Source organism: Paenibacillus sp. CFBP 13594 (genome assembly GCF_014842675.1).
In the GTDB taxonomy this organism is placed as follows: domain Bacteria; phylum Bacillota; class Bacilli; order Paenibacillales; family Paenibacillaceae; genus Paenibacillus; species Paenibacillus amylolyticus_B.
Window position 1 is genome coordinate 118,601 of sequence record NZ_JACYVQ010000011.1, and the last position, 12,847, is coordinate 131,447.

General features: G+C 47.6%; 7 protein-coding genes. All 7 read left to right on the plus strand.

Annotated elements, in window-relative coordinates; translation table 11 throughout:
- The first annotated feature begins 186 nt into the window (after window positions 1–186).
- Complete coding sequence (locus IFU39_RS27380; protein ID WP_091020837.1) at window positions 187–2,016, plus strand: sensor histidine kinase; 1,830 nt, start codon at window positions 187–189, stop codon at window positions 2,014–2,016.
- Window position 2,017: 1 nt separating this feature from the next.
- Entirely contained in the window at window positions 2,018–3,532 is a 1,515-nt protein-coding gene (locus IFU39_RS27385) for a response regulator transcription factor (protein ID WP_192135915.1), read from the plus strand.
- Window positions 3,533–3,813: 281 nt separating this feature from the next.
- On the plus strand, window positions 3,814–5,286 hold the full coding sequence (locus IFU39_RS27390; RefSeq protein ID WP_091020839.1) for an ABC transporter substrate-binding protein: 1,473 nt from the start codon (window positions 3,814–3,816) through the stop codon (window positions 5,284–5,286).
- A gap of 77 nt (window positions 5,287–5,363) precedes the next feature.
- Window positions 5,364–6,293, plus strand: a complete 930-nt coding sequence (locus tag IFU39_RS27395; protein WP_091020840.1) for an ABC transporter permease — start codon at window positions 5,364–5,366, stop codon at window positions 6,291–6,293.
- 23 nt (window positions 6,294–6,316) lie between these two features.
- Entirely contained in the window at window positions 6,317–7,237 is a 921-nt protein-coding gene (locus IFU39_RS27400) for a carbohydrate ABC transporter permease (RefSeq protein WP_062837930.1), read from the plus strand.
- 36 nt (window positions 7,238–7,273) lie between these two features.
- Window positions 7,274–9,628 (plus strand): glycoside hydrolase family 3 N-terminal domain-containing protein, encoded by a 2,355-nt coding sequence (locus IFU39_RS27405; RefSeq protein ID WP_192135949.1) that lies wholly within the window; start codon window positions 7,274–7,276, stop codon window positions 9,626–9,628.
- Window positions 9,629–9,632: 4 nt separating this feature from the next.
- On the plus strand, window positions 9,633–12,842 hold the full coding sequence (locus tag IFU39_RS27410) for an alpha-mannosidase (RefSeq protein ID WP_192135917.1): 3,210 nt from the start codon (window positions 9,633–9,635) through the stop codon (window positions 12,840–12,842).
- The last annotated feature ends 5 nt before the right edge of the window (window positions 12,843–12,847 follow it).

Consider the following 12,847-nt stretch of genomic DNA (forward strand, 5'->3'; position numbering starts at 1 on the left):
TGTAAGGTATTCTTTTACACAAAGCTAAACTTATGGTTAACGATAGTGGATGAAAGCGTTTTTAAATAGGGTGAAATTAAAGAAACACAGATATAAACTAAAGAAAAGTTGCAGGTGACAAGTTAATGTCAGAAGCCTAATGATATAATTCAAGTTAGGAAAACAGCATCGGAGGGAACATGCGATTTGAAAATTGTTAGCGTTTACAATAATTTCTTCAAAAATAATATGTTTATGAAAATGCTCCTGATCTTCTCGATGATATCGATTGTCACGATCATTACATTGTCTTATATCATCTTCCTGTCGGTGTCCGACTCCACGATTCGCCGGGAACTGGCGATCCAGAAAGCGGCGATGGAACATGTGGATCGGTACATTCATCAGCAGTATGAATCGGTGCAAAACATGGTGAGGGATATGCATCAGAATGAGGCGCTGTCCGCCAACATTACTTACCTGATGAATCATTCGTACGCTGAATATGTTCAGCATATGACAAATGGATATTACGCCAATCAGGATGACTATTCGGCCGATGTGTTGAAACATTTTCAGAACATTATGGATCGCAATTCGCAGATTAACCAACTCATGTTGTATAGCGCCGAACAGCAGGATCTGTCTACCTTTAATCAACACAAGCAGTTCCGCAAGCTGGACGCCAATGTAGCTCATTCCTATATTCCGGACGTGATGGCGATGGAAACGCCCAATATCAGTGCACCCAACTACTGGATACGCAAAGAGATTAATCAATGGGACCCTGCGCTCTACTCCATCCGCGTACCGATTAACAATACACAGACTCTACGGAATCTGGGCCAATTTCTTGTCTTCTTTGACTCAGAAGGAATCGGTAACGCGCTGGACAACTACGAGAGTAATCTCAAGGGAGAAATCGTGGTGTTATCGGCCAAAGGAACAGTCTTGTTCGACTCCAACAATCAGTATTACGGGAAAAAGTACCCTTACGTGAATGTGGCCGATTCCCTGTTTGATCAGACGGATATGGATTCGATGAAAAAGGAGCAGAACATGTATGTGAACAAGTTTGTCTCCGCGGATCAGGGTTATGTGGTCATGGGTACCGTTCCGGTAGAAGAGATGGCTGAAACCTATGCGGGCATTCGCAATACCATCATCTCGATCAGTATCGTCTGTATTTTATTTGCCGTGCTGGTTCCGGCATTTTTCATTATTAACTTTGCCAAGCGAACCCGTCGAATTATTCGCTTCACCCAAAAAGTGAAATACGGCAACTTCACGGCTCGCATCGACGATCCGCGTGATGATGAACTGGGGCAGATCTCACATAGTTTCAACGATATGTTGGACGAGCTAAATCTCTATATTGAACGAGTCTACAAAGCCGAGATCAAACAGAAGGAGACCGAGCTGGTCGCATTACAGGCGCGCATCAACCCTCATTTTCTCTACAATACGCTTGAAGTGATTCGGATGAGGGCGATATCCCAAGGGGCGAGAGATGTTGGCGAGATGATCTATAGTCTATCCGTATTGTTCAAGAGCCTGGTACAGCAGAAGAAAAATTATACGTTGAAGGACGAGATGGAAGCTTGTCGCTTGTATCTGGAGTTATTCCGAATCCGCTATAAGGATATTTTCATATATACGATCCAGATCGATGCTGCATATTATCAACATCCTGTGGTCAAACTTTCGCTGCAACCCATCATTGAGAATTATGTCGTACACGGCATTCAGACAGAACGTTCGGATAACCGATTATCGATTGTTGTAGAAGAGACAGATGATGTGGTGCAAGTGGAAGTTAAAGATAATGGCAAAGGCATTGAACCGGCACGCCTGACGGAAATCCTTGAAGAACTGGAACGTCCTGAAGAATCTGGTCAGATGTTTGGGCTGCGCAGTGTCCATAGTCGATTGCGCTTCCTGTATGGGCCAGAGTTCGGTATCACCATAGATAGCACCCTCGGAGAAGGAACACGGATCAGGGTGCGTTATCCACATACAGAAGGGACAGGTGTGTAATATGTACAAGGTGTTTATTGTGGACGATGAGCCATTCATCATTGAAGGGTTATACGATATTGTGGACTGGTCTTCGTTTGGAATGGAAATTGTGAGTCATGCGGGCAATGGGCAAGCAGCGTTACAAGCGCTCTCTTCTCAGCCTGTGGACATCCTGATTACGGATATATCCATGCCACTCATGAATGGTCTCGATCTGATTCGGGAAGCAAGGCGAGTACAACCTGAGCTTAAGGTCATTATCCTCAGTGGTTTCAATGAGTTCGAATATCTGAAGGAAGGCATGCAGCTGGGGATCGAAAATTATCTGCTTAAACCGATTAATGTGGAGGAATTGGAATCTACGCTGAGCAACACCGCGTCCAAGCTGGATCATACGGTATCACCTCAAGCCGATGATGCTTATGGCATTCAGATTCTGAAAGATAACATTCTTCATCGATGGCTTACAGGACAGATTGCAGCTACCGAATTTGAAGAACGTGCCCAGTTTATGGACCTTTCGTTGGATGCACCAGACGTTGCTGTGGCCATTCTGCGTGACAAAGGGCAAGTATCCGGCATGTTTGAACGCGTAGAAGAGATGCTCAGAGACAGACGACATCTGAACGTATTTCATGATATCGATGGAGACATCGTCATTATTGCCAATATTCAGGGTACGAGTGAAGAGGAACAGAAGTTGATGGATGGCTTGCAGGCATTATCTGATGAGATAACCGTAACCCATCCGGGGGCACGCATTGGAGCAGGCAGATTGATGAAGGGACTGTACCATGCGCCGACCAGTTATTCGGAGGCCAAAAAAGCACTCCAGTATGTGATGATTTATCCCGACCTTAAAGTCATCGACCATGCCATGCTGGAAAGGTGCGGAAATTCAAACGCGACCTTTTTCATTGAATGGAGGGAGTATGCCAAACTCATTCTGTCCCGCAATACAGAACAACTTGCCGACCGGATTCGTATGGATTTTGAACAGCATCGCGATGGGCTTACACCTGGGGAGTTACAGAATACCGCACTGGAAGTGGTGATTCGCTTCAAGATGGAACTGGAGAGCATCAAACACTCGGATGAGTCTGCGATATACCAACAAGGGCTTCAACTTGTCCTGGACAGTGGCACTTTTGATGAACTCGTGCTGGCACTTCAGCAGGTTGGGTCTCAGACGATCCAATCCCTATTGCAGGATTTGAAAAATCCGATTGTAAACCAGGTGCTTCAGCATATCGACAAACACTACGCAGAAGAGCTTTCTCTGAAACTGCTGGGTGCCCACTATCATCTGCATCCGGTGTATTTGGGACAATTGTTCCATAAGGAGACCGGAGAGACGTTTGCCGAATATATCAACAAATACCGGATTGAACGTGCGAAGGAGCAACTGCGCAATTCCAATCTGAAGGTACATGAGATCGCCCGAAATGTGGGGTATTGGGAGACGGGATATTTCTATAAACAGTTCCGCAAATATGTGGGGATTTCACCGACTGATTACAAGGTGTTTGGTTAATTCGGTGACGGGTAGATCCAACCATGCGGACAGAGAGCCAAGAGACATATCGGGAACAGGAATGGCATGGATGAAAATCATGGCATACGTTACCCGGCATGTCTCTTTCATGTAAGCGATTTATTTAAACAGGTACAAAATAGATGCCCAAGGAAGATTTCTCTTTAATTTGTACCTCGAAAACTTAAGTTTATCTTCTTTTTGTAAATGCTTTCATTCGATAAGGTTAAAGCAGTTAGTAAGTAGAGCCTAAGGGAACACGAAAAGGGAGGATCAAAGAAATGAGTAAACAAAGAAAACGCTTCTCACTCGTTCTTGCATTGTTAATGGCCGTTACACTTGTTCTTAGTGCCTGTGGAGGAAGCAAAGATGCTTCAGAATCCGGGGGAGCTGGAGATGACGCGGTAGAGTTGATCTGGTATACCATCGGTACCCCTCAGAAAGACGTCAACAAAGTGATGGAAGAAGTGAGCAAGTATACCAAAGAGAAAATTAATGCCACGGTAACGATGAAGATGGTTGACTGGGGTGACTACCCGCAGAAGATGCAGGTTAACGTAGCATCCGGTGAGCCAATGGACATTCTGTTCACCTCTTCCGGTGGATTCGATTATGTACAAAATGCCAGAAAAGGTGCATTCCTTGAACTGGATGACCTGCTTAATGAATACGGTCAGGATCTTACCAAGACCATTGATCCTGCATTCCTCAGCGGTTCGAAGGTAGATGGACACAATTACGGAATTCCAGCCAACAAAGAGTTGCCACAACAAGAGGTATGGCGCTTTAACCAAATGCTGGTTGATAAATACAAGTTGGACATCTCTGGCGTTCGTACGTTAGACAGTCTGGAGCCTCTGCTCAAAACAATTAAGGAAAACGAGGCGAGTGTAACACCATTCGCCATGGATAAAAACTATGTTCCTTACGTGCCTTATGACTATGTCATTCAGAATCTGCCCATGGCAATCAAGCTGGATACAACAGACTATAAGCTTGTAAACATACTGGAAACACCTGAAATGAAAGAAGCACTTACCACGATGCACAAATACTACAAGGCTGGTTATGTATCAGCAGAAGCGGCAACAACAGGTTCAACGAACGACCTGACAACATCGGGCAACTGGTTCCTGGACCGTGCACAGACTCAGCCGCTCGCGGACAATCAATGGTCTGCAAGTTACGGTTATCAAGTCGTTTCAACACCTGCAAGTGAAGCAATTATAACGAATACATCTGTACAAGGTTCCATCATGGCCATCTCGGCCAACTCGGAATATCCGGAGAAAGCAATGGAATTCCTGAACCTGCTGAATACAGATCCTGTGCTGCGTAATATGGTGGACTCCGGCATTGAGGGCACACACTACAAAAAAGTGGATGACACACATATGGAAAATCTGCCTGAATCGAAAAACTACGATATGCCTTCATACTCCCTTGGGAACAACATGCTGCTCTATCTGAACAGCAATGACCCGGATAACAAATGGGATGAGTTCAAGAAGTTTAACGCTGAAGGTGTCAATTCCCCGATCCTCAGCTTTAACTTTGATGCAAGCAATGTATCGTCCGAACTGACAGCGGTACAGAACGTGAAAGAGCAATACTGGGCAGCACTGATGACAGGTACACTGGACCCGGCAGCCAATCTGGATCAAGTGATTGAGAAGTTCAATCAAGCCGGACTGGAGAAAGTAATGGCTGAAGCCCAAAGCCAGCTGGATGCCTGGAGAGCAGAGAACAAGTAACAGTACATCGTAAGGATCGGGCGGCTGCTTATCGCGTCCGGTCCTTTTTCATTCAAGCCTGAAGGAGGAACTCCACAATGACTACATTTTTGAAAAACCTGCTTAGAAACCGGGTCATGCTGCTCATGGTGCTGCCAGGCGCCATCTGGTTCTTCTTCTTCTCCTACTTGCCTCTTGTGGGTACAGTGGCTGCCTTTAAGGAATATCGCTTCAGCCGTGAAGGGTTCTGGGCAAGTCTGATGAAGAGTGAATGGGTTGGCTGGGACAATTTCAAATTCCTGTTCAGCACAAGTGACGCATGGCTCATTACACGCAACACCCTCTTTTATAACATCGCGATTATCTTCCTGGGACTGGTATTCTCTGTAGCATTGGCAATCCTGCTCTCGGAACTAGTGAATAAACGACTCGCCAAACTGTATCAAACCGGTATGTTTCTGCCGTATTTTCTATCCTGGGTTATCGTTGGTTACTTCGCATTCAGCTTCTTGAGCATGGACCGCGGGATGTTGAATCAGATTATTGGCTGGTTCGGGGTGGAACCGATTCAATGGTACTCCGAGGCAAAATATTGGCCGTATATTCTGGTGTTCGTAGCGTTATGGAAAACCATCGGTTATAGCAGCGTTGTCTATCTGGCTTCCATTCTGGGGATTGATAAATCGCTGTATGAAGCAGCCATGATTGATGGAGCAAGCAAATGGCAGCAGATTCGTAACATTACGATTCCGTTACTGTCGCCCATCATCACGATTATGACTTTGCTGGCCGTAGGCCGCATTTTCTATGCCGACTTTGGACTCTTTTATCAGGTGCCAAGGGACTCAGGTACGCTCTATTCCGTTACGAATGTTATTGATACGTATGTATATCGTGGTTTGAAAACGAGTGGTGAGATTGGCATGAGTACAGCTGCGGGATTGTATCAATCCGTCGTAGGCTTTGTTCTCGTTATCATCTCCAACTATGTTGTGCGCAAAGTAGATAAAGACAGTAGCCTATTCTAGAACAGGGAAAGGAGTGAACCACCATGGCTCAAGCAGGGCTTGTTAAAAAACGCGACTTCCACCACGTATCCAGCGGATGGAACGTGATCATGAACATTATCGCCGGTCTATTCGCTCTGATCTGTGTATTTCCTTTTATATTTGTAGTTATTATCTCGTTTACAGACGAGAAAGCACTGGCCCGTGATGGGTATCGTCTGATTCCGGCAGAATGGAGTCTCGCGGCATATCAGTTTGTCTGGCAGAGTGGGGACACGCTGCTGCGTGCGTATGGAGTTACCATTCTGGTGACAGTACTCGGTACCATTATCAGTTTGATTCTCATGTCGCTGTATGCGTATGCGATTTCTCGCAAGAGCTTCAGATATCGGAGATTTTTCTCCATCTTTGCGATTCTGACCATGTTGTTTAACGGCGGGATGATTCCAACCTATATGGTTGTATCCCAGCTGCTTGGATTGAAAGATACGTTATGGGCACTGATTCTGCCGCTGGCGATGAATGCCTTCTATATTATGATCCTGCGTACATTCTACTCCACCAGTGTGCCGGATGCAGTCATTGAATCTGCGAAAATTGATGGTGCCGGTGAGTTCTATACCTTTATGAAAATCGTGATTCCACTCTCCTTGCCGGGACTGGCAACCATCGGGTTGTTCAGTACACTCGGTTACTGGAATGATTGGTTCAATGCGCTATTATACATCGATAATCCGAATCTGGTACCGCTGCAATCCATGTTAATGCGGATTGAGTCGAGTATCCAGTTTATCCAGCAGAACTCTGCTAACAGTTCGATGAGTCTGGCAGCCATGCAGTCCATTCCGCAGGATACGTCCCGAATGGCGATGGTTGTGCTTGCTACGTTGCCAATTATATTCGCTTATCCGTTCTTCCAGCGTTATTTCGTACAGGGTCTGACGGTGGGTGCGGTCAAAGAATAACCGGATCACGTTATAGGATTGGAGAGATGTAGAGTGATGACTTATAAGGATCAAAGGAAATCCGTAGAGGAACGGGTGCAACACCTGCTGAGCCTGATGACTACGGAAGAAAAGGTAGGTCAACTTACGCAGCCATTTGGCTGGCAGACCTATACGAATGATCAAGGGAACATCATGTTAAACGAATCCTTTAAGCAGCAAGTGGAAAATGGGGGCATCGGTTCGCTTTACGGTGCGCTTCGGGCAGATCCATGGACTGGCGTCACGCTGGAAAATGGACTATCGGCCAGAGAAGGCGCTGAGGCGGTCAATCTGATTCAACGTTATGTGATAGAACATTCCAGACTGGGGATTCCCATTCTGATTGGGGAGGAGTGCTCGCATGGTCATATGGCCATTGACGGAACGGTCTATCCTGTTCCCCTCTTGTTGGGGAGCACCTGGAATGTGGATCTGTATCGGGAGATGTGCCAGGCAGTAGCGCGGGAGACACGTGCTCAAGGCGGTGCGGTCACCTATTCTCCGGTACTGGATGTTGTGCGTGATCCGCGCTGGGGACGTACCGAGGAATGTTTTGGTGAAGATCCGTTTCTCATTGGAGAGCTGGCAGTTGCTTCCGTAGAAGGACTTCAGGGTGGAAGTCTTGACGGTGGAGATACAGTAGCGGCAACGCTGAAACACTTTGTTGGTTATGGCAGCTCGGAAGGTGGACGTAATGCAGGGCCTGTACATATGGGCTGGCGTGAACTGCTGGAAGTGGATCTCTATCCATTCCGTAAAGCGGTGGAAGCTGGCGCTGCGTCGATCATGCCAGCGTACAACGAAATTGATGGCACGCCTTGCACCGTGAATACAGAATTGCTGGAAGATGTTTTGCGTAAGGATTGGGGCTTTGACGGTCTGGTCATTACAGATTGTGGTGCGATCAACATGCTGGCAAGTGGGCATGATGTCGCGGCAGATGGAATGGAAGCTTCCGTACAGGCGATTGAGGCAGGCATCGATATGGAAATGTCCGGTGAGATGTTTGGGCAATATCTGGTGCAGGCGGTGGCAGAAGGCAAGCTTGATGTGCAGGTTCTGGATCAGGCTGTCTCTCGCGTGCTGGCGTTGAAGTTCAGACTGGGTTTATTCGAACAGCCTTATGTGGATGCCGATCGGGCAGCGGAAGTGATTGGCAGTGAAGCGCATGTTCAACTGGCACGGCAGTTGGCGGCGGAAGGGGTTGTACTTCTCAAAAATGAGGCTGACACGTTACCTCTATCGATAGCAGATGTGGGACAGATTGCCGTTATTGGTCCTAATGCAGACCAAGCTTACAATCAACTGGGCGATTACACATCTCCGCAACCGAAGTCCAAAGTGGCAACGGTACTGGATGGGATTCGCAGTAAGCTGGCTAATCATGTGAATGGGCAAACGGAGAAGAGTTCTGTTGGTCCTTTGACTGGTGACAGCAGTACAGATCAGATTCTTTATGCACCGGGCTGTCGGATTAAAGGTGATTCAAAAGAAGGATTTGAGCGTGCCATCGAAATTGCCAGCCAGGCGGATACGGTCATTATGGTGGTTGGCGGCTCCAGTGCACGTGACTTTGGAGAAGGAACGATCGATCTGAAAACGGGCGCTTCCAATGTCTCGGATAACTCATGGAACGATATGGAGTGTGGCGAAGGCATCGACCGGATGACGTTGGGTCTTGCCGGAGTACAGTTGGAACTTATTCAGGAAATTCACAAGCTCGGCAAGAAACTTGTCGTTGTTTACATTAATGGTCGTCCGATCACTGAACCTTGGGTCGATGAACATGCCGATGCAATTCTGGAGGCGTGGTATCCGGGTCAAGAGGGCGGTCGTGCCATTGCAGATATTCTATTCGGTGATGTGAATCCGTCAGGCAAATTGACGATCTCCATTCCAAAGCATGTCGGCCAATTACCGATCTATTATAACGGCAAACGTTCCCGAGGCAAGCGTTACCTCGAAGAGGATTTGGAGCCACGTTATGCATTTGGATACGGACTGAGTTATACCACATATGAGTACAGCGAACCGAAGCTGAGTTCTTCGTCCATGACAACTGATGATTCAGTTAAGGTATCGGTGAATGTGGCCAACACCGGCCGTTATGCAGGTGCAGAAGTTGTACAAATGTATATCTCTGACGTGGTCAGCTCACTGACTCGTCCCGCCAAGGAACTGAAGGGGTTTGCAAAAGTTAACTTGGAGCCTGGAGAGACACAGACCGTGGAATTCCGAATCGGAGCCGAGCAACTGCAGTATATTGGTCGTGATTTGAAACCTGTTGTTGAACCGGGACAATTCCATATCCATATCGGCAGCTGCGTTAACGATACGCAAATGGCCGAACTGACCGTAAGGGAGGCGTAAGACGTTGGAACGTATCAGACGATTTATTCGCGAGTTGTCCGAACATCAGTGGCTGGAGCAATTACAGCTGCGTAGCTGGGACATTACCCGCGCTTATTATAATGTGCCAGGACAGTATGAGGATCATGGTGAGTACCCCGAAGGGCAAGATTTTGAGCGTTTTCCGAGCAAACAGGGAACGACTTATTTTTTTAGAACACGTTTGGAGATTCCTGCTACATGGCAGCAAGCACCTTATGGGCTTGTATTTGAGACAGGCGGAGAAGGTTTGCTTCGGGTAAATGGTCACTCTTATCAGGGCCTTGACCGCAATCATACCTACGTCACGCTTGATCCATCCAAAGTCGGAAACGCTCCGGAACTTGAGATTGAGATGTTTGATCCGGTACCTGAACCTGTGGACCCCTTGAATCAACAGGCGGTTATTCAGCCGCCGATAACATCCATTACGAGCCTGCTGGTGAGACCAAATGAAGCGGTTCGTAGTCTGATGTATACCGTCATTATTGTGCGTGATTCGGCTGTGTTGCTACCGGAAAGTGACTTTCGGCGGGTTCGCCTGATAGAACTGGTGTATCGTGCGATGGATCAATTTGTAGGCATGTCAGCAGAAGAGATTGAGCAGGGAGAGGGTATTCGTCAGATTGAGAATAATCTGAAGCATCATGTGCGTGAGATTGGCGGAAACGGGGAAGGTCTGGAGCATATGGTAGGACAATCCCATATTGATATTGCCTGGCTGTGGCCTGTGCGCGAGACCGTACGTAAGACTAGCCGTACCTTCTCCACCGTGGATGCACTCATGAATGAATATCCTGACTATGTGTATTCGCAGAGCCAACCCTTGTTATATACATTTGTGAAAGAGCATGACCCTGAGCTGTACGCGCGGGTGAAGCAGCGGATTGTAGAAGGTCGCTGGGAGCTGGTGGGCGGCATGTGGGTTGAGCCGGATCTGAACATCCCGAGCGGGGAGTCCCTGATTCGCCAGATGTTATATGGTCAGCGTTTCTATATGGAGGAGTTTGGCAAGACATCACAGATTGAATGGCTGCCGGATACATTCGGGTACTGTGCTTCCCTGCCGCAGATTTTGAAGCATGGCAATGTGGAATATTTCATGACAACAAAGCTCGGATGGAATGACACAAATGTGTTTCCATATGATCTCTTCCACTGGGTGGGCATTGATGGAACACCCATTCTGTCTTACCTCAATCATGGTGTTAACGAGCATACGTTGCCGAAGGACATTCATGATCACTGGCAGTCCTACCGTGAGAAAGCAGCGCATCCGGAGCATATGCTTCTATACGGACACGGAGATGGCGGCGGTGGCGTAACACGCGAGATGCTGGAGTATGTGGATCGCGCAGACCTGATGGTAGGTCAGCCTGCGAGCCGTTATAGCACAGCTGGAGCTTTCTTTGCCGGAATTGAAAAGGAGCAACCTGTACTTCCGAAGTGGCATGGCGATCTGTATCTGGAGTTACATCGGGGAACCTACACGACCCATGCGCGTAATAAGCGCAACAACCGGAAAGCGGAAGTTCTATATCGTGAAGCTGAATTGTGGAATACACTCGCTCTGCCAGATATGGAGGCGAATACCGAAGCTGAAGTGCGTTCAGCACTGCATGACGGCTGGAAATTGATTTTGCTGAATCAATTCCACGATATTATACCGGGATCGGCGATTACGGAATCCTACGTCACTTCGAATGAGGAATATGTACAGGTATTTGAATTAGGTAAGAACGGATTGACCCAGGGTGTTACAGCATTGACAACGGGTATCAACACAGAGGGACCGGAAGGTTCATTAGCCTATGTTGTATTCAACAGCCTGGGCTGGAAACGCAGTGCAGTTGTTCAATTGGCTGTGCAGGATAGCTTGGATCGCTACGGCATCGATGAAGAAGGCCAGCGCTTGCGGATGGATCGGGAGGATGGAAGTATGTCTATTCTCGTGACAGACATTCCGGCGTTTGGATATAAGACGATTTGGCTGGTACCGGAAAACACAAGGGAAACGAATGTACGGGAAATGACCACCCTTGCCGCACAACCAACCTTTAATGATACATGGGATACTGCCTTTTATCATGTGCAGTTCAATGAACGTGGGGAGATCACCCGTCTGTGGGATAAAACCGCAGAGCGTGAGATGTTGAAGCCGGGTGAACGTGGCAATCAACTTCACTTCTTCCACGATCGCCCAACGCTCTGGGATGCATGGGATATCGACAGTCGTTATGAGGAACAGATTGCTGGCGAAGTGGAACTGTTGGAGAAAAAGCTGGTGCTGGCGGGTACAACGAAAGATGTCCTGCGCTTCCGGTGGAAGCTACATCAATCGGAAATCACACAAGATATCGTCTTTTATCATGACTTACGGCGAATTGACTTCCAAACACAGGTGAACTGGAACGAAAATCACAAACTTCTGAAAGTTGGTTTCCCGATGGATGTGGTGACCTCCAAGGCCACATTTGAGATTCCATTTGGCGCACTGGAACGTCCAACGCATCGTAACACAAGCTGGGAACAAGCCCAGTATGAGGTCTGTGGACATCGCTTCGCGGATGTATCCGAATATGGATACGGCGTGAGTTTGCTCAACGACTGCAAGTACGGGTATGACGTGCAGGGAAGTACCATTCGTTTGTCCTTGCTGCGAGCACCAAAATGGCCTGACCGTACGGCTGATCTGGGAGAACATGAATTCACCTATTCCCTGTATCCACACGACGGAGACTGGAGAAACGCACACACCGTACGCCAGGCAGCTGAACTGAACACGGAAGTGGTCGTGCAACAAGTAGAGCAAAAACAACAGGCACAACAAGAGCAATCGATGGAACAGATGCAGCAGAGGGATCAATCACAACAAAGCGCAGAGTCTGAAGCAACCGCAGATGCAACAGTAACTGTTGCTCACTCACGTCCAGCAACTGGCTCATGGATTAACTTCGAAAGCCAGCATGTCATTCTGGATACCGTCAAACTGGCAGAGGATGGACACGGCACCGTGCTGCGTTTCTATGAATCCTCAGGCAAACGCGAAAACATCACATTGCAATGGCCACATGCGTTCGAGCAAGCGTACCATTCCAACGCACTGGAAGAACCAATCAAACCACTGGCCCACACGAACGGCCAGATTACACTATCTTTTAAACCCTACCAAATACAAACCGTGCTACTGCGGTAAACCTT